Consider the following 17,649-nt stretch of genomic DNA (forward strand, 5'->3'; position numbering starts at 1 on the left):
AAGCAATTCGCCAAAACCTATAGAGAATGCCAGATATTCTGACATGATGGGGGCGAAAAATTCCTCCAGATATAAAAATTTAAACAGTATTTAAATATGACCTCACTTTCATTTAACTTTCGGCAGATAGAATGAAAATGTGGTCATTTGAACTCTATAATTAAAAATTTGGAGGTAATATTTATGCAGAAGGAAAATATCAATAAAGTATCAGCAACTAAAAGAATGAATTTCTTTGAACGCTTTACAAAATCATCTGTATGGCCTGCATACATTGGCTGTTTATTTGCTTTTATGTATGCGGTTTTCGTACGGTTTTATCATGCCGCTGGTGGAACAATTGGTATGCCATTTAAAATGGATGATCCCGCACTACTTAATATGGCAAGTTACATCGCAGGTCTCGCTATTATGTTTTGCGGTTTTGTGTTGATTGCACTTATAAAACCTTGGAGCATAATTATTCCACTAAAGATTCCGTTGATTGGTGGAACAAAGATTCATCCACTTATTTTACTCGTTCCTACGCTCATTGCAACAGCTTTTTTGCTTACGCATGGAGTGAGTGGGATGATTACAAAAGCGCTCCTGTTAGGCGATGTTATTACAATCGATTTCCCTGCGTTTGCAGAAGTAGATGTTCAGAAACTTGCTTTATGGGACTTACTATTTTACGAACCTTGGTTTATTTTTATGGGTATTATGGCAGGTTTAACTGCGGCTCATTATGCACAAGCCTCAGGAGTTCGACAATCTACATTTAGGTGGGGTACAGTTCTTTACTTGATTATTGTTTTCCTCATATCCACGCTTGTTACATCATCTATTATTTTTGGTAGTTAAGAAAGTATATTAACTTTCTTACTACATAAGTGCAACTAAGGTCGTCACCGAAAGTCTTGGTGACAACCAAGTTTTCTAAACTTTACTGATAAAATCAGCTTTAAAATTTGAAGTGGATGGACAAAGCAATTGCAGGTTTCCGTAACGTCTCTTATAATATAATTAATTGAAAATTCATTAATTTAGAATACCTTTTATTTTCTTAGGTATAACTGCAACTGACTCTAAGACCCTTAAATCAAAGAATGCCGAGTAATTCAAGAGTTGTAATTAAAAATCGGGCAGAACCTCAAAAGCCCGATTCTTTTAATTTCCAATCAGTATGAATGAGGAGGCCTGTTGATGAAGTTAACGATTCTGCATATTGAGGATGACCAGGAAATCGGTTCATGGGTAAGCGGATTTCTAACGGATCTTGGATATGAAGTTATTTGGCTACCTTCTGGAAATGATGCTATGAAATATATGGAAAAAACGGACCTTGTTATTTTAGATATTATGCTGCCAGGTTTAGATGGATATACGGTCGGTCAGCGTCTGAAGCAGAAGTTTCCGAATACACCGATCATGATGCTGTCAGCGAGAACCTCTATGGAAGATAAGTTGCAGGGTCTCACCTTCGCGGATGATTATATGACAAAGCCGTATCATCCCGATGAGTTAGTTGCTCGTATTCAAGTACTAGTAAGACGGTTGGGTGTTATTTCCTCAGAAACGATCGAGGTAAAGCATTTACGAATTGATCAGAAGGCAAATCGCATCGTCAATTCAATTTCCAAGGAAGATATCATGTTAACGGGGAAACAATTTCATATATTTATGTATTTGGCAGACCATTTGGATCAGATATTAACTAAAAAGCAAATATACGAAGCAGTGTGGAAAGACACATACATAGAAGGGGATAAAACATTAATGGTTCACATTCGCCATTTACGTGAAAAGATTGAGATTGATCCAAGCCGTCCCCAAATCATTGAAACAATTCGTGGTATTGGTTATAGGATGAAATCATGAACATCCTACAATCTCTAATGGCTAGATATTTGTTGCTTATTCTATTTGCGCTCGTACTTATTCCTCTCATTCCAGCAGTTTACTATTCCTCAAATATTCTATTTAATAATAAATTGTATGATACGCAGGAATTGGAAGAGCTATGGAAACAGTCAGCTGCTGCATTAGATAGCCAAGAACCAGAGGTTATTGCTCATCGTCTTCAATCGATAAAAAATAAGTATCCCGGTGCTGAGGTTTTTTGGATAAATGGACAAGGCGAGTCGAAATTTATTGAGGATCGGCCTGCAGGTATTCCAGAAAACTGGACGTTTGCTGATTCACTTGAATTTATGGAAGAAAGAAAATTCTATGTGGATACGTTCTTGCAAGATAGAGAACCCCAAGATATATATACTACTACTGCATTAATAGGAAATGATCCGAAGCAGGGGATAATGGTCCTCCAGATGGCTATATCTAAAACAAATATTGGCAGTTTAGCTATCGACTATTTATTTATAGCATTCTTCCTATTCGTAAGCGGATCTTTTCTCGTAATTTCTTGGTTATTCTTCATTAACATACGTAAACGGCTTATCAAGCTTGAGTTAGCCATGTCTCGCCCTGACGATGAGGGGATTCCAGATGAGGTAGTGATTAAGAAAATGGATGAGATTGGTAAGCTGGAAGGTGCTTTTAACGAGATGATCAGCCAATTGAAAAGTAGCAGGGAGATAGAGCAAAAGGAAGAGAATCTTAGAAAGCAGCTGATCGCAAATATATCTCATGATTTAAGGACACCTTTAACGGTCATTAGACAGCATGTATATTCCGCAAAGAATGCCACAGCATCCCCTAAGGGAAATGAATCACTGCAAATTGTTGAAAACAAATTAGGGGATATGGATAAAATGATCAATAATCTTTTATCCTATACATTACTCTCGGCTGGTAAACATCCAATCAATATAAAAGAAACGGATATATTAGATGAGGTCCGGAAAGTTATTGCGGAATGGTATCCGATATTTGAGGAACATCGGTTTGTAATAGATATTGATTTAGCGGAAAAGTCACTAATATGGAAAGTAGACCCTATTTGGTTCAAAAGTATTTTGGATAACCTCATTCAAAATGTCATTAGGCATGCTCGTTCAGGACGATATATTGGAATTAAAACGATTGAACGCCATGGATCCACCTTCATTGTTATAAAGGATAAGGGAGAAGGGTTTGAACATGAATCAGAGGATAAGGGTGTTGGAATTGGACTCTCCATCGTTTCTCTCATGATAAAGGAAATGAAATTAGATTGGGACATTTCCACATCTTCAGCGGGAACCTGCATTTATGTTGGCAGTAAAAAAGTAATCCAAGATTTGAAACTTAAACAAATCTTTAACTTGAGGTCACCTTAATGAACATCTTTGCAGTATATCCTTTCTATTAATAACATTTAGAAAGGATTGTGTTCAAATGGAGATAGGTACTCAAAAATTAGAAAACAAACGGGGGAAACACATAATTAAGTGGTATTCCTGGATTGGATATGCCATTTTATTTTGGTCCGTAATCTATGGAAGCATGAATATTTACTGGTTACTGGGCGGGAAAGGATATCCCTTTATACAGGAGGAGGGAACTGGGGTCTTTTCAGCTTTATTCACCTATTTGCCAGTTCAAGCAGGCAGCGCCGTTTTTTGTGTGCTTTGTATTCTGGGAATATTTTTTAGTTTAGCAATGCATCAGCAGTGGGGGAGAATGGTACCGCCTCGGCTCATCATCGTATTTTCATGGGGCCTTGCGATTTTCTTACTACTGTTTATCACTGATTACAGATTAATTGCTTCCATAGCTTATGCTTTCTTGCTTAAGTTTCCCTATAGCTGGCAGATTTTGAATCAAGTTGCTTGTCTTATTGGCGGTTTATTGTGGGTATTTGCCGTTATTTCTTACCAGCGTAAAGTGCGTAATGCTTGCAGGGATTGTGGAAGAAAAGAAAAGGCTAAACCATTTGTTTTAATAAAATGGGCGAAGTGGCTAACCTATACCGCGGCTATTGCTCCACTGCCATATGCGATAACAAGATTTTCCTGGGCATTGGGGATACCTCTAGGTGTTGAGCGACAAATGTTAGAGGATTTTGCAAAAGTGAATCCAATGGCAACTTTAACGGAATGGGTCTTTGGAGGATTATGTATTGGTGGCGGACTTTTAACTCTCGGATTAATTCAGAAATGGGGAGAAGTCTTTCCTAATTGGTTTCCTCTCTTTGGGGGCAAGAGAGTGCCGGTTCTGATGGCCGTTATTCCTGCATCGATAGTAGCGATTGCATTGACATCTGCTGGTTTTATTTTTGCTTTTGGTTTTTTGGCGGTAGCACTCCAGCTTGTTCCGGCTGAGGGAATGGTTTTAAGTGAAATTGTCGGAACAATCGGCCCGACGCTTTCTTGGATGCCCTGGGGAGCAGCATTAGGACTTAGTACGGTTTCCTATTATTACCGACGGCGCGGGCAATGTGATTACTGTGGTAGAAATGACTAGTAACGACAAAGGGAATGTAATAGTTTGGAATTCCTGCAACTATATGGGTGGCTAGATTCTCAGACAAAGGAAGTGCTTATTGCAGATAGAAAGGTTAAAACTTTCTATCTGCATAAGTGCAACTCCATAAAACAAAATGGCACCCAGTTTTATTATGTCACTTTTTGTTAAACTACACTAAATAGTTGTAAAATCTTGCATTCTCCAAAACTAAAGTTAAAATATTAAATAGAATTGCGTCAATAATGAAAGCATTTTACGTGGTAGGTAAGAAAGTATACACTTTCTTACTACATAAGTGTAACTAAGGTTGTCACAGAAAGGCTTGGTTAAACCTTAGTTTTCTAATTATTTGGGGAGATGGAAAAGAGGAAATATGATGCTGATTAATATTACGGAAAATATCGATAAACTAGTAATTCAATTTCCAGGTGGAATGGGGGAATTAAATAGTTATTTGTTTAAGGGAGAAAATGGCTATACGGTAGTGGATACAGGCGTCTATTCTGATCAAGCAATCGAAATATGGAACCAGGTTCTCACAAGTGGAATAAAAGTTGAAAAAGTAGTTTTGACACATACACATCAAGATCATATCGGGATTGCCAAGTGGTTTCAGGAACAAATTCATGTGCCAGTGATTGTCTCTAAAATGGGCTACGAGGAGATGAAGCTTAATCGAAGGCCTAAATTTGTGGAGGAGTTTAAAGATTTACTACTTGCACATGGTGCACCTGGTATTCCAGAAAATATGCGAAATCAGTCCTTTATCTATGATTTTGAACCAGATGGATTTTTCGAAAATCATGAGCAGATTATGCTTGGAAATGATACATATGAAACGGTTTGGACTCCGGGACATGCGCCAGATCATTACTGCTTTTATAATCGAAAAAAAAGGATAATGGTCATTGGTGATCATGTGCTAAAGGGAATCTCACCTGTGATTGGGCTATGGTCTGGGATAGAAGCAAATCCATTAAAGGAATATCGTAATTCTTTAGATCTGATAAAAGATTATCCGACAGACATTGCATTACCAGGACATGGAGAGCTAATTCATAATTTATCTGAGCGGGTAGGGGAATTGGAAGAACGTCACCAACAACGTTTAGAGCAAGTATTGGCATTGGTTATGCAGGAAGGAAAATCTGCTTACGATATATGTATGGAAATTTATGGGACCCTAAATATAATCATTTATCTTAGTCCATTTATGTCCTGTCTCACCCGCTTAATTTATTTGGAATCAATCGGAAAAGTATATAGGAAAGAAGTAAATGGAAAGTTTCTATTCCGTGCAAATAGCTGATATTAATTATTACATATAAGGTGGTGCATGTAGAATGCAAAGAATCCCAGCAGTTTGTGTAGTTGGAAGCTTGAATATGGATTTAACGATAACAACAAAGAAAATGCCCAAACAAGGTGAAACGGTGATTGGTGAAGGCTTTGAAACCTACCCAGGTGGTAAAGGAGCCAATCAAGCCGTAGCAGCTGCACGAGTAGGTGCAAAAGTAACGATGATTGGTGCAGTTGGAACCGATACTTTCGGTAATTCGCTGCTGGAAAATCTTTCACAAGAAGGGATTAATGTAGAGGGAATAAGCAAGATCTCTGATGTAGCTACAGGTGTTGCCAGCATAATAATGTCGGATCATGATAATCGCATCATTGTTGCCTCTGGTGCGAATGCATATGTTACGCCAACACTAATTGATCAGCATCGAGAGCACATCTATAATAGTGATATTGTGTTAGTTCAATTAGAAACACCGATAGATGCGATTGTACGCACAATGGAAATTGCAAATGAATACGATATACCTGTTATTGTAAACCCTGCTCCATTCCGAGAGCTGCCAGAAGCTATTCTTACCGGCAGTACATTTCTAACCCCAAATGAAATTGAACTTGTAGCAATGAAGCGGCAATCTTTTTCCGATTCTATTCGCGAAAAGATTATCCTTACAAAAGGAGCAGAAGGGGTTCAGTTTTTTGAAAAAGGAAAGTCAAAAGTTGTGAAAAGTCATAAAGTGAAAGTGGCAGATACAACTGGTGCGGGAGATACATTTAATGGTGCATTAGCAGCCCAGCTTGGGAGTGGAGTCCTGCTTGCTGATGCTGTTAACTATGCTAATGCAGCTGCCGCTCTATCTGTAACGAAACTTGGTGCACAGAGTGGGATGCCTACCGATGAAGAAGTTAAACAATTCCTAAAAAATAACGAATAGATAAGGAAGAAAAAAATGGAAAAAATTATTCTCGACGTAGATACAGGGATAGATGATGCACTTGCGATTTTACTTGCAGTTGAAAGTGGACGATTTGATATACTAGGAATTACAGCTGTAAATGGAAATGTTCCACTTGATTATGTGATTAAAAATACGAAGAAGGTATTGAAACACACTGGAAAGGAATCAATCAATGTGTATAAAGGTGCTAGTCGTCCAATTTTGATTGAACCGTTTCATGAATATAGTGTGCATGGAAATGATGGAATCGGTGGTGCTTTAAGCTCCATTGAAGTAGATTCAGATGATGTTGCAGATATGTTTGCTCCAGATTTTATTATTGAACAGGCAGAAAGACACCAAGGAGAACTGACTCTAATTATGGTAGGACCATTAACAAATCTCGCATTAGCACTTAGGAAAGAACCGAGATTAGCAAAATGGATCAAACAAGTAGTTGTAATGGGTGGGCTTGTTTCTGAAGCTGGAAAAGGAAATACATTACCAACATCCGAATTTAATATGTATGCGGATGCTGAGGCTGCGAAAATGGTTTTCCATTCTGGTATTCCATTAAAACTAGTCAGCTTAGATGTTACAAAGAAAACATTCCTTACTAGTGAGGACATTGAGAAGCTAAAGGGAACGCATTATTATGATTTTGTCAAAGAATGTACGGCAGTATATCGGAAATATAGTGAAGAGAATTATGGAGTAAATGGATGTGCCCTTCATGATCCATTAACAGTTGGTGTAGTTTTAGATCCAACACTAGTTACAACAGCATCATACTTTGTAGATATCGAAACAAAGAGCGAATTAAGCTATGGACAAACGATCTGTGACTTTGGAAATTTATGGAATAAAGAGCCGAACGTTGAAATTTGTCTTGATGTTGATTCTGAGCGGTTTATTTCCATGTTTATTGATACATTAAAAAATACGATTAATTAATTGAATGTCATATCTCGTACACTTATAATATAAATATTTGGAGTTTGAAAGTATAATAAAGAAGAAGGTAATCCGATGAATTTTGTATCAATAGATTTTGAAACAGCAAATGAAAAACGATATAGTCCATGTGCAATCGGTATTGTTGTTGCAAATGAAAAGGGAATTATTGACGAATTTTACAGCTTGATTAACCCATTAATGCCGTTTAATTCTAATAATATTTATGTGCATGGGATTACGGAACGAGATGTTGAAAATGCGCCAACATTTGCAGAAATTTGGCCAACCTTAAAGAAATACTTAGATGATAACCTAGTAATAGCTCATAATGCCAGTTTTGATATGAGTGTACTTAGGAGTACATTAGATCATTTTGGTCTATTATATCCTGAGATGGACTATTTGTGTACGGTAAAGATATCGCAAAAGACCTGGCCACAGCTAGAAAATCATAAATTAAATACACTAGCAGCACATCATGGGATTATATTCGAACATCATCATGCATTGGAAGATGCACGAGTCGCTGCAAAAGTGTTCATGAAAGCGATGAAAGAATATCAAACTAATAGGGTGGATAAACTTTTAGAGAAATGCAATATGAAAATGGGAAGAATTTATGAGCATGGATATTATCCACCAAAAGTAAATCGAGCGAAGCAGAGCAGTAAGATTTATTTTAAATAATTATCTGAAGTAAAAAATAGATGTAAAGTAACCCAAGTCTAGAAATACAAAATCAGGACTTGGGTTACTCATAGTACCTTTTTTCAACGAATAACAAGATAAACGTTGCCAGCGGACCGGTAAATAAAGATAGAAGAAACCAATTTAGACCGCTCCTGTTTTTCCCCTGTGCCAATCCTGCATTAATCAATGCTAATGTGCCCCAACCTACAAAATATCCACCTTCCATATGTAATCCCCTTTGTGATTTGTCATAATAATATCATATTCCTAATTATTACCATATATATTTATAGTTGATAAAGATATTACTTGCTTAGAATAGATATCTGAAATAAACTAAAATAAAGAAAATTCAGCATGATAATCATCATTGATTTCATTTGGTAGTTAAGAAAGCATAAAAACTTTCTTAACTACATAAGTGCAACTAAGGCTGTCACCAAAGGCTTGGTGACAACCAAGTTTTCTAAGGAGTGGAAAAAATGAACTCAAAAGCAAATGTATCTAATGAATTGAGTAAGTTGCTGGAACGCGCGAGAAGAAATACACTTGGAGATATATTGGCAAGGACAAGAGATCGTATGCCTGATAAATTCGCCTTCGCGTATCAGGAAAAACGGTTAAACTATGAGGAATTGGATGATTTGGTAAATCAAACTGCAAATAAATATCTAATAGATGGTATGAAAAAGGGTGACATGATAACTGTAATGTCTAAAAATAGTTTGGATTTTGTTATTGTTGCTTTTGCGCTTGCACGGATTGGGGCAGTGATGATTCCGATAAATTATATGCTGCGCAAAGAAGATGTGCAGTATATTTTAGAGCATGCCGAGGCTAATGGAATTATTGCATCAGAAGAATCTGCTCCAATACTTGATGAAGCTGCAAGCGGAATGGAAATTAATTATCGTTATCTGATGGATGTACCGATTAATTATGCTGGGGAACTTTCTGCATGGACAGCCCTTGCTGCTGCACGTAATGGCCAATCGACAGATCCAATTGAAGTGGAAATATCTGATGATGATTTGGTACATGTACTTTACACAAGCGGAACGGAATCTAGACCTAAAGGGGTAATGCTGACCCATAAAAGTATTATAAGTGAATATGTGAGTACAATAATAGATGCAAATATGAATAAGGATGATGTTGCAATTCATGCTTTGCCTCTGTACCATAGCGCCCAGCTTCATGTGTTTTTAGGGCCAAGTGTTTACGTTGGGTCGAGTGGAATTATTTTACCTGCAGCAAGTCCTGAACTTATTTTGAAAACGATCGAACAAGAGGGTGCAACACAGCTATTCTGTCCGCCAACGGTTTGGATTGCTTTACTGCGGCATCCCGATTTTGATAGACGTAATTTATCGACTTTAAGAAAATGCTATTATGGTGCAGCGATTATGCCAATGGAAGTTATTAAAGAGCTGAGTGAGCGATTACCAAATGCGAAGTTATGGAATTGTTATGGTCAAACGGAAGTAGCACCGCTCGTTACGGTTTTACAGCCAGAAGATCAATTAACCAAATTAGGCTCAGCAGGACAGCCTGTATTAAATGTTCAAACGAAAATATTTGATGACCAGGATAATGAAGTGCCAAGAGGAGAAATTGGTGAAATTGTCCATCGCACTCCTCACGCAATGAAAGGTTATTTACACGATCCTGAAAAAACAGCAGAAGCTTTTCGCGGAGGCTGGTTCCATAGTGGTGATTTAGGTGTAATGGATAAAGATGGGTATATTACAATTGTTGACCGGAAAAAGGATATGATAAACACTGGCGGTGTAAATGTATCAAGCAGGGAAGTTGAAGAAGTAGTCTATCAAATGGAAGGCGTATCGGAGGTTGCAGTAATCAGCATCCCAGATGCATATTGGATTGAAACTATTGCAGCAATTATTGTTCTAAAAAATGGATACACATTAATGGAAGAGGATGTCATTGAATTTTGTAAAGTCAAACTCTCAAAATTTAAGATTCCAAAATTGGTTGAATTTACAGAAGTACTGCCAAAAAATCCAAGTGGGAAGGTATTGAAACGTTCATTGAGGGACAGATATGAAAATTTTGGGAAACAATAAGGTGTTAACTGGGCTGCGAAATAAGCCCTTTTTTGCTTACCTATTACGTCAGCGAATCAAGGTTATTCACTGTCATCGATTTCTATTGTTAGCTTAAATTTTTATTAAAGAAAGAGAATTAGTATTGAAAATAAGGATATTGTAATGTGATGGAATATAAAGATTAATTTTAGAAACAATAGTAATGGAGGTGTTTGAAGTGAGTAGTAAAAATAATAACTGGAGCAAAAAACGGTTAAACACAAGTGTGAATCCTCAAGGTTTGTCCGAAGATGAGGTAGACCAAGCGCCAAAATCTCAACTTGAACAGCGTGCGAAGAAGAAAAATACGAAGATTTAGCGATTCAACGAACCATAAATTAATATGGTAAATCATGACTATTGCATTATAAGGGATTAAGGTGTAGTATATATCTACAAGCTACGATGTACGTATTTAATTAAGTTTTAACCTCTAATGATTGGATAGGGAGTTTTACATCGGAATTGGAATGTCGGGCCGCCAAAGTAGCGGAAGACAGGAAGGTTTCTGCGAACACCCACTTTGCGAAGTGGTGGTTTAAAACTTTTTATTAGCATAATACGGCACCCGTGGCCTGTGCTACATATATAATTTAACCAGCTTCTATTTAGAGGCTGGTTTTTTGCTGTTATTTGGACCTTGGTTAAGGAGCTATAAGTAAACGTTTTAAAAACAGATTACAAATTGCTATTATATTTATCCAAAATAGTGAGGTATTATGAAAATATAAAGGAGGGGTAGGATGTATTTTCAATACGAATCAATTGATCATGTACAATTAGCGGCTCCTGCAGGAAGTGAAGAGAAAGCACGTGAATTTTATAAGGGATTATTAGGCTTTCAAGAATTACAAAAGCCAGAGTCATTACAAAAAAATGGAGGAGTCTGGTTCCAGGCAGGACAAATTCAACTTCACATTGGCATCGAAGAGCCGTTTAAAGCTGCTAAGAAAGCACATCCGGCATTTCGAGTGATTAATCTAGAAGAAATGAAAGCATATTTAAGAACAGAAAATGTTGCTTATACTGAAGATAATAAACTGCCAGGTGCAGAGCGATTTTATATGAACGATCCGTTTGGAAATCGTCTCGAATTTTTAGAGTGGGAATAGTGCTGGTTATTGCAGCTCTTTGTGCAAGAAGATCCACCGATTCATTTTACTAACGTTATGTGGGGGAGTAAGTGGAATAATCATAATCTAAATATTGATGATTTCGTAATTATTTGAATGGTTTTTCATTTAGGCAAGTTATTGAATTTCAATCATTCCATGCTATACTATTAACATTCTAATTGAATAATATTTTCATATAATCGCAGGGATATGGCCTGCAAGTTTCTACCGGTTTACCGTAAATAAACCGACTATGAGAAGCAACGTAATGATTGGATATATTCTATTATTTTTAGGATAATTCTTTCGTTTTTTATTTCGATTTTAAAGTCTCGAAAACATTGCTCCCCTCATGGTATGAATGGAGAACGTTTTTGGGACTTTTTTGTTGTCCCTTAGCGTAGAAAGGGGAAAAGAATGAATTTATTACAACAGAAGATTATCGCTGTAGGAAAAGTATTATCTGATTCTGTTCTAAAGGTTGACTCATTTTTGAATCACCAAATTGATCCAGAATTAATGAAATATATTGGTGAGGAATTTGCTGCTCTATTTGCAGATGCAGGAATTACTAAGATTCTAACGATTGAATCGTCAGGTATCGCGCCTTCTGTTATGGCAGGCTTAAACTTAGGGGTTCCTGTCGTATTTGCAAGGAAGCGCAAATCGCTTACATTAGTAGATCAACTGTATTCCGCGAAGGTCCATTCCTTTACTAAAAATGAAACCAACGAAATATCAGTATCTAATTCTTATTTATCAAAAGATGATGTCGTCCTTGTAATTGATGATTTTCTCGCAAATGGACAAGCAGCACTTGGGCTAATCGATATTGTCAAGCAAGCAGAGGCAGATTGTGCAGGGGTTGGAATCGTAATTGAAAAGGGATTCCAAAACGGTGGCAATGTCATCCGCCAACGAGGCATTCGTGTAGAATCATTGGCGATTATCGATTCACTAATAGATGGAAAAGTGACATTTAGGGAGGATACTTCAAAATGAAAACAACCGCATTAGGAATTCAACATGTTTTAGCAATGTACGCAGGTGCAATTCTAGTACCACTAATTGTTGGTGATGCATTAGGGCTTACAGCAGAGCAATTAACATATCTTGTTGCAATTGATATCTTAATGTGTGGAATTGCAACATTATTACAGGTAGTCAGCAATCGATTCTTTGGAATTGGCTTGCCAGTTGTGCTTGGCTGTACGTTTACAGCTGTTGGACCAATGATTGCAATTGGAGCTCAGTACGGGATTTCTGCAATTTATGGTGCGATTATTGCATCCGGTGTATTTGTTGTTTTGATTGCGACTTTCTTTGGTAAACTCGTTCGGTTTTTCCCGCCAATTGTAACGGGAACAGTTGTAACAACAATTGGGATTACATTAATTCCCGTTGCAATCAATAATCTGGGCGGTGGCCAAGGTGCTGCTGACTTTGGTTCGTTAACAAATATTTCATTAGGCTTTGGCACATTAATTCTTATTGTTTTGATCTACCGATTTTCAAAAGGCTTTATGCGTTCGATCTCGATTTTATTAGGGCTTGTTGCAGGGATAATTGCGGCAAGCTTCATGGGTAAAGTAAGCTTTGACGCAGTAGCGGATGCATCATACTTTCACATGATCCAACCCTTCTATTTCGGAACTCCAACTTTTGAATGGTCTGCAATTATTACGATGACTTTAGTTGCAATGGTGTCACTTGTTGAGTCAACTGGTGTTTATTTCGCAGTAAGTGATATTACAGGTAAGAAGCTAGTGGAAAAAGATTTAGCAAAAGGCTATCGTGCAGAAGGGATTGCTATTTTATTTGGTGGAATCTTTAATGCTTTCCAATACACTGCATTTTCACAAAATGTCGGTTTAATGCAAATGAGCGGAGTTAAATCCCGTAAAGTTATTTTTGCTGCTGCTTTTATGTTAATTGGTTTAGGTTTAATCCCAAAAGTAGCTGCCTTAACAACAATTATTCCTTCCTCTGTACTAGGTGGAGCAATGGTTGCCATGTTCGGCATGGTTATCTCGCAAGGAATTAAAATGTTAAGCAGCGAGATTTCTAAATCACCAGGCAACTCGATGATTATTGCATGTTCTGTTGGCATGGGGCTGGGCGTAACGGTTGTACCAGAGTTATTTGCACAATTGCCATCAAGCATTCAAATTTTGACAAGCAACGGTATTGTTGCTGGAAGTGTAACAGCAATTATATTGAATATCGTATTTAATATGATTCCATCGAAAAAGCAAGTACCTGTATTACAGCAAAAAGCAAGCATAGTAAATGAATAGCATAAACAGCAAAAGAGCTCAGATTCATTATTCTGAGCTCTTTTGATAGATAAGAAAGTTTAAGAAGGTACTGAAATAAATGAAAATACGCTGATATATTTAGAGAACGTGCTTATACATCGGAGAAAAACACTGATATCTGCAATGCACACGCTGATATCTAATGCATCCACTTCATTTCAGTGAAGGCTTCCCTTAGTAGCTGCTTAAAATATCTTCAAGGGTGTTTAATTCTTCCTTAGATAAACCTATTTTACTTGCTTGCACGTTTTCGCGGATGCGTTCTTTTCGTTTACCACCTGGAATTACTGCATCAACACCATCTTGTGCAAGTAACCAAGCTAATGCTAGGTTAGGTAGAGATATTTCTTTTTGAACAGCAAATTCTTTTAATTTGTCCACTGTTTCAATTGCTTGCTGGAATTGCTCACCTTGGAATAAAGGAAGCAATTGACGCCAATCTTGTGCGTCCAACTTAAAGTCTTTTGTGAACGAACCACTTAGTAATCCAAATGATAGTGGACCATATGGAATAAAGGAAATATTATTATCAATACTTTTTTCAACTGCTTCTCGTAAATATTCCGGACGGTTATCTGTTTTTACAGTACCATCCTCATACCAATGCTGTGCACCCTTTGTTGCAACGACAAATTCATCTCGTTTAAATTCTTTTAACACTTCACCGACTAACTCTTCAGAACGGCCAAGACCGTAAATCATACATCAGATGGTGCATCTCTTGTAATGGAAAAAGGAAAAACAGACTTTGTGGCACTTGGACGAGCGATAGTGGTTGATCCTCATTGGGTTGAAAAAGTTCAACATAATGAAGATGAAATGATTCGTCATCAATTAACAACATCAGACCAACATACAGCTGTTATACCAACACCTTTATGGGAATTAATTTTAGAGGTAGAGGGATGGTTTCCAGTTGTAAGGTAAGATAACTTTTATTAAGCTATTGTACCTATTCAGAGATAGTTTTAAATGCTTCGATGATAAGCAATCTAATTGTCCTCAGGTTATGATTGGAAGAGCGTAAAAAAGAGCTCTTCCATTTTTTTATGCAAAAATCTTCTTATCCAATAGTAATTCCATCACTAACTCGCCATCAATTACTTCATCTGTCATGGCAAAGCCTGTCTTTTCATAAAATGTTATTGCACCATTATTTTCAGGTACGACAGATAGACGAATACGTTCACAGTCATCATGCTTAGCCTGCAACTCAATTAATTTCTGCATTGCTTGTCTTCCATAGCCTTTACCTTGAAATTTCTCACCTATCATAAAACGGGTGATCCAATGTTTATCGACTGAATTGTATTCCAGTGCGGCTAGTCCTACTACTGTATTCTCATCACATATAGCATAAGGGATAAGGCTTTTATCTACATATGACTGGGCAATCGTAAAGACATTACTCGCTACAAATGATTTTTGACTTTCGGCAACTTCAAGTTTTATACATTCGAAAAAATTATCAGTTGCTACAGCTTTAATCTCGATATTGTAAGGCATCCATCTTCCTCATTTCTTTCAATTTATTAGTCGTTATTTAGATAAAGTGCGAACTAACTTAGGTGAGCAATTGTTCTCTGGCCAGTCCTCCGAAAATACACTTCGCTTTCCGCGGGGGGGCTGGTGAGCCTTCTTGTGCTGACGCACTTCGAAGTCTCAACTAGGCCCTTCCTCCCGCAGGAGTCTTCTTGTATTTTCTACGCTGGGATTTTGCAATTACTGTCATCTTTCTATCTATGATATAAGACGAGAGGGCGATTCCTCTATCATGGCCGTTGATCGCGGTAAGCGACTGTCCGCAGTGGAAATCAACGTAGCTCATAGTTCGCACTTTATATCAACAATTCAATATCATACACATACTGATTCGTTTACATTATACAGGTAATTTCGAATGTATGAAATAATAAAATACTATATAAATGGGCATTTAGGGGAGGGGTATTGTGAAGAGGAAAATTATTATCGTTGCAATTGTTTTTATTATTGTATTGTTATTTGTGTTAATTTTTGCAGTAAATTATTTTTACGGAGAAAGTGTAAAGCGAGGGGTAGAGGTAGAATTATATAGTGGAGATGAGATTGTCGAGGATGTAGCAATTGAGGATCAGATTATCTTAGAAGAGGCGCAGAAGTGGTTCGCTAATCAGGATTTGAAAAATATAGAATTAACCTCTAATGATGATTTGCTCTTAAAAGCGAGATTAATAGAAAATAAAAAATCAACAGGCAAAGCGGTTATTCTCGCACATGGCTACCGTGAACAAAGTGAAAATATGGGGGACTTTGCCAAATTTTATTATGATCAAGGTTCTTCCGAATGAAGTAAAAGGTATTATTGCAGATAGTGGATATACAACGGTAAAAGAGGAATTAAGCCACCAGCTAGAGCATTTATATAATCTTCCATCGTTTCCGTTATTGGATTTAACAAGTCTCTTGACAAAAATTAGGGCTGGCAATTCTTTCGAGGAGGCGTCAGCGATTGAACAGGTGAAACGTAATAAACAATCTTTATTTATTATTCATGGGGAAGAAGACAAGCTTGTACCAACTGAAATGGCTCATCAACTTTTTGCAGCTGCTGGAGGGGAAAAGATATTTGGATAGTCCCTAAAGCAGGTCATACAAAAGGATACACAATTGCCACAACAGAGTATCAAGCACGATTGTTAAACTTTATCAAGACAACATTACAAGAGTGACGATCACTTATCACCTGATACTCGCTGAACTGCAGGTACAGTTTTACGATTTCCTGCTGCAGAGGCAATACTATGCAGTAGCATCCCTACGGTCACTAGTCCTATACCAGCGAAAGAAAGCAGACTTGGAAGTGGCGCACTTAATAAAAGTATTTCGCCGATCAATGCAAACACAACCTCTCCGGATTGGGTTGCTTCCACTCCTGCAAGTTTTTGCGGACTGTTCTGAACGATTTCTGTAGCATAAAAAAATAGTGCAGTTGCAATGATTCCGGATGAAATGGCGACAACAAATGTTTGAATCAGTTGATTTTCACTAGGCAATCCGTGGGCATTCATAGCAAAGATGGAAATTAATATCCAAAATGGCATAGAAGCAATTGTCATCCCAAGAATTCGCTGGAATGTATTTAATTCACCACCAACCAATGCCATCATTTTACGATTGCCTAGTGGGTAGGCAAATGCAGAAATAATTAACGGAACAACACAAAGTATTATATTTATTAATGGGACAGATGATGCGTGTTCGAACTGCATGATAAATACACCTGCGAGAATGATTAACGAAATAAAAATACTTTGCATCGGAATGGCTTGCTTCTTCATTTTATTTAGAAATGGTACGAGTAATGAACCAGCGATGATTGTAATTTGAAAGGTTGCAGCAACGAGCCAACCAGGTCCATAAATGGATGCTAGTGTAAGTGGTGCGTAGAATAATCCGAAACCAATAGTACTCCAAATAAGCCAAGGGACTGGCTGTTTTTTCATATGTAAAATGACTGGCTTTACGTTTTGTTGATAGCCAACGATAATAAAGAGTATAGGCAGCATAAAAATATAGCGCAGTGAGGCACTCCACGCCCAACTACCACCTTCCAATTCCATCGAACGGTTCAAAACAAACGTGACGGAAAAGAATAACGCGCCCAAAACACCAATAACTATTGCTTTCATCCTCTACACCCCTGATTATGGAAACATATATTATAATAGTTTTGTAATCCTAATATACATTATTATTCAATGCAAGCATATTAATTGTTAAAAACTTTATTTGAAATAAGGGTATAGTGAATGTAGAACAACTCCATTTTCGCAAAAAATGCAGGATTTTCGTGATT

20 protein-coding genes, 1 other RNA gene and 1 riboswitch are annotated in these 17,649 nt (G+C 37.3%); of the genes, 17 read left to right on the forward strand and 4 right to left on the reverse strand.

All coding sequences use genetic code 11. The annotated features are described in order from the left end of the window. The first annotated feature begins 183 nt into the window (after positions 1–183). The 8 genes from CUC15_RS06715 (at position 184) to CUC15_RS06750 (ending at position 8,267) form a co-directional block, all read left to right on the forward strand. Positions 184–843, forward strand: a complete 660-nt coding sequence (locus tag CUC15_RS06715; RefSeq protein WP_205317668.1) for a DUF3995 domain-containing protein — start codon at positions 184–186, stop codon at positions 841–843. A gap of 342 nt (positions 844–1,185) precedes the next feature. Further along, on the forward strand, positions 1,186–1,860 hold the full coding sequence (locus CUC15_RS06720; RefSeq protein WP_114915918.1) for a response regulator transcription factor: 675 nt from the start codon (positions 1,186–1,188) through the stop codon (positions 1,858–1,860). Further along, entirely contained in the window at positions 1,857–3,260 is a 1,404-nt protein-coding gene (locus CUC15_RS06725) for a sensor histidine kinase (protein WP_114915919.1), read from the forward strand. The genes CUC15_RS06720 and CUC15_RS06725 overlap by 4 nt, the downstream gene beginning before the upstream one ends. Positions 3,261–3,318: 58 nt before the next feature. Beyond that, positions 3,319–4,386, forward strand: a complete 1,068-nt coding sequence (locus CUC15_RS06730) for a hypothetical protein (protein WP_114915920.1) — start codon at positions 3,319–3,321, stop codon at positions 4,384–4,386. A 379-nt stretch (positions 4,387–4,765) separates the two neighbouring features. Beyond that, a complete protein-coding gene (locus CUC15_RS06735) occupies positions 4,766–5,698 on the forward strand; it encodes an MBL fold metallo-hydrolase (protein WP_114915921.1) in 933 nt (310 codons plus the stop codon). A 34-nt stretch (positions 5,699–5,732) separates the two neighbouring features. After that, positions 5,733–6,620 (forward strand): ribokinase, encoded by an 888-nt coding sequence (gene rbsK, locus CUC15_RS06740; RefSeq protein ID WP_114915922.1) that lies wholly within the window; start codon positions 5,733–5,735, stop codon positions 6,618–6,620. Between the two features lie 15 nt (positions 6,621–6,635). After that, the gene (locus tag CUC15_RS06745) at positions 6,636–7,577 is read left to right on the forward strand and encodes a nucleoside hydrolase (protein ID WP_114915923.1); all 942 of its coding nucleotides are present in this window, start codon (positions 6,636–6,638) and stop codon (positions 7,575–7,577) included. Positions 7,578–7,652: 75 nt separating this feature from the next. After that, on the forward strand, positions 7,653–8,267 hold the full coding sequence (locus CUC15_RS06750) for a 3'-5' exonuclease (protein ID WP_114915924.1): 615 nt from the start codon (positions 7,653–7,655) through the stop codon (positions 8,265–8,267). A 64-nt stretch (positions 8,268–8,331) separates the two neighbouring features. Here the strand turns inward: CUC15_RS06750 and CUC15_RS20245 are convergent, their stop codons facing one another. After that, the gene (locus CUC15_RS20245) at positions 8,332–8,496 is read right to left on the reverse strand and encodes a hypothetical protein (protein ID WP_205317669.1); all 165 of its coding nucleotides are present in this window, start codon (positions 8,494–8,496) and stop codon (positions 8,332–8,334) included. A 256-nt stretch (positions 8,497–8,752) separates the two neighbouring features. Between CUC15_RS20245 and CUC15_RS06755 the strand changes: the two genes are divergently transcribed. From CUC15_RS06755 to CUC15_RS06780, 6 genes are all read left to right on the forward strand, one after another. Next, on the forward strand, positions 8,753–10,357 hold the full coding sequence (locus CUC15_RS06755; protein ID WP_205317670.1) for a fatty acyl-CoA synthetase: 1,605 nt from the start codon (positions 8,753–8,755) through the stop codon (positions 10,355–10,357). A 199-nt stretch (positions 10,358–10,556) separates the two neighbouring features. Next, complete coding sequence (gene sspL, locus CUC15_RS06760) at positions 10,557–10,697, forward strand: small, acid-soluble spore protein L (RefSeq protein WP_242985964.1); 141 nt, start codon at positions 10,557–10,559, stop codon at positions 10,695–10,697. A gap of 75 nt (positions 10,698–10,772) precedes the next feature. Continuing rightward, positions 10,773–10,959, forward strand: a non-coding RNA gene (gene ssrS, locus CUC15_RS06765) — 6S RNA. 162 nt (positions 10,960–11,121) lie between these two features. After that, positions 11,122–11,490 carry a VOC family protein gene (locus CUC15_RS06770; RefSeq protein WP_114915926.1) on the forward strand — a complete coding sequence of 123 codons (369 nt, stop codon included), beginning with the start codon at positions 11,122–11,124 and terminating at the stop codon, positions 11,488–11,490. A gap of 175 nt (positions 11,491–11,665) precedes the next feature. Next, positions 11,666–11,767, forward strand: a riboswitch (purine riboswitch). Between the two features lie 143 nt (positions 11,768–11,910). Beyond that, the gene (locus CUC15_RS06775; protein ID WP_114915927.1) at positions 11,911–12,495 is read left to right on the forward strand and encodes a xanthine phosphoribosyltransferase; all 585 of its coding nucleotides are present in this window, start codon (positions 11,911–11,913) and stop codon (positions 12,493–12,495) included. Then, positions 12,492–13,790 carry a nucleobase:cation symporter-2 family protein gene (locus CUC15_RS06780; protein WP_114915928.1) on the forward strand — a complete coding sequence of 433 codons (1,299 nt, stop codon included), beginning with the start codon at positions 12,492–12,494 and terminating at the stop codon, positions 13,788–13,790. Before CUC15_RS06775 ends, CUC15_RS06780 begins: the two co-directional genes overlap by 4 nt. Positions 13,791–13,985: 195 nt before the next feature. Here the strand turns inward: CUC15_RS06780 and CUC15_RS06785 are convergent, their stop codons facing one another. After that, positions 13,986–14,513, reverse strand: a complete 528-nt coding sequence (locus CUC15_RS06785) for an aldo/keto reductase (RefSeq protein WP_114915929.1) — start codon at positions 14,511–14,513, stop codon at positions 13,986–13,988. Between the two features lie 24 nt (positions 14,514–14,537). On the opposite strand from CUC15_RS06785, the gene CUC15_RS06790 reads away from it, so the two are divergent. Next, positions 14,538–14,738 carry a hypothetical protein gene (locus CUC15_RS06790; protein ID WP_114915930.1) on the forward strand — a complete coding sequence of 67 codons (201 nt, stop codon included), beginning with the start codon at positions 14,538–14,540 and terminating at the stop codon, positions 14,736–14,738. Between the two features lie 120 nt (positions 14,739–14,858). Here the strand turns inward: CUC15_RS06790 and CUC15_RS06795 are convergent, their stop codons facing one another. Continuing rightward, positions 14,859–15,317: a GNAT family N-acetyltransferase gene (locus CUC15_RS06795; protein ID WP_114915931.1), complete on the reverse strand. Its 459-nt coding sequence runs from the start codon at positions 15,315–15,317 to the stop codon at positions 14,859–14,861. A gap of 446 nt (positions 15,318–15,763) precedes the next feature. Between CUC15_RS06795 and CUC15_RS20405 the strand changes: the two genes are divergently transcribed. Further along, entirely contained in the window at positions 15,764–16,141 is a 378-nt protein-coding gene (locus tag CUC15_RS20405) for an alpha/beta hydrolase family protein (protein ID WP_242985965.1), read from the forward strand. Then, positions 16,104–16,427, forward strand: coding sequence for an alpha/beta hydrolase (locus CUC15_RS20410; RefSeq protein ID WP_242985966.1), 324 nt, complete (start codon positions 16,104–16,106; stop codon positions 16,425–16,427). The genes CUC15_RS20405 and CUC15_RS20410 overlap by 38 nt, the downstream gene beginning before the upstream one ends. Positions 16,428–16,525: 98 nt before the next feature. On the opposite strand, the gene CUC15_RS06805 is transcribed toward CUC15_RS20410, so the two are convergent. Then, positions 16,526–17,482 carry a DMT family transporter gene (locus CUC15_RS06805; RefSeq protein WP_114915932.1) on the reverse strand — a complete coding sequence of 319 codons (957 nt, stop codon included), beginning with the start codon at positions 17,480–17,482 and terminating at the stop codon, positions 16,526–16,528. Between the last annotated feature and the right edge of the window lie 167 nt (positions 17,483–17,649).

Origin of the sequence: Oceanobacillus zhaokaii, from assembly GCF_003352005.1 — a bacterium.
GTDB classification, from domain to species: Bacteria; Bacillota; Bacilli; order Bacillales; family Amphibacillaceae; genus Oceanobacillus; species Oceanobacillus zhaokaii.

Bases quoted from the DNA above. Each gene is read 5' to 3' on its own strand.
- CUC15_RS06790 (WP_114915930.1), top strand. From the start codon at position 14,538: ATGGAAAAAGGAAAAACAGACTTTGTGGCACTTGGACGAGCGATAGTG.
- CUC15_RS06780 (WP_114915928.1), top strand. From the start codon at position 12,492: ATGAAAACAACCGCATTAGGAATTCAACATGTTTTAGCAATGTACGCA.
- CUC15_RS06725 (WP_114915919.1), top strand. From the start codon at position 1,857: ATGAACATCCTACAATCTCTAATGGCTAGATATTTGTTGCTTATTCTA.
- CUC15_RS06730 (WP_114915920.1), top strand. From the start codon at position 3,319: ATGGAGATAGGTACTCAAAAATTAGAAAACAAACGGGGGAAACACATA.
- CUC15_RS06745 (WP_114915923.1), top strand. From the start codon at position 6,636: ATGGAAAAAATTATTCTCGACGTAGATACAGGGATAGATGATGCACTT.
- CUC15_RS06775 (WP_114915927.1), top strand. From the start codon at position 11,911: ATGAATTTATTACAACAGAAGATTATCGCTGTAGGAAAAGTATTATCT.
- CUC15_RS06755 (WP_205317670.1), top strand. From the start codon at position 8,753: ATGAACTCAAAAGCAAATGTATCTAATGAATTGAGTAAGTTGCTGGAA.
- CUC15_RS06805 (WP_114915932.1), bottom strand. From the start codon at position 17,482: ATGAAAGCAATAGTTATTGGTGTTTTGGGCGCGTTATTCTTTTCCGTC.
- CUC15_RS06795 (WP_114915931.1), bottom strand. From the start codon at position 15,317: ATGCCTTACAATATCGAGATTAAAGCTGTAGCAACTGATAATTTTTTC.
- CUC15_RS06715 (WP_205317668.1), top strand. From the start codon at position 184: ATGCAGAAGGAAAATATCAATAAAGTATCAGCAACTAAAAGAATGAAT.
- CUC15_RS20245 (WP_205317669.1), bottom strand. From the start codon at position 8,496: ATGGAAGGTGGATATTTTGTAGGTTGGGGCACATTAGCATTGATTAAT.
- CUC15_RS06735 (WP_114915921.1), top strand. From the start codon at position 4,766: ATGCTGATTAATATTACGGAAAATATCGATAAACTAGTAATTCAATTT.
- rbsK (WP_114915922.1), top strand. From the start codon at position 5,733: ATGCAAAGAATCCCAGCAGTTTGTGTAGTTGGAAGCTTGAATATGGAT.
- CUC15_RS06750 (WP_114915924.1), top strand. From the start codon at position 7,653: ATGAATTTTGTATCAATAGATTTTGAAACAGCAAATGAAAAACGATAT.
- CUC15_RS06720 (WP_114915918.1), top strand. From the start codon at position 1,186: ATGAAGTTAACGATTCTGCATATTGAGGATGACCAGGAAATCGGTTCA.
- CUC15_RS06770 (WP_114915926.1), top strand. From the start codon at position 11,122: ATGTATTTTCAATACGAATCAATTGATCATGTACAATTAGCGGCTCCT.
- CUC15_RS06785 (WP_114915929.1), bottom strand. From the start codon at position 14,513: ATGATTTACGGTCTTGGCCGTTCTGAAGAGTTAGTCGGTGAAGTGTTA.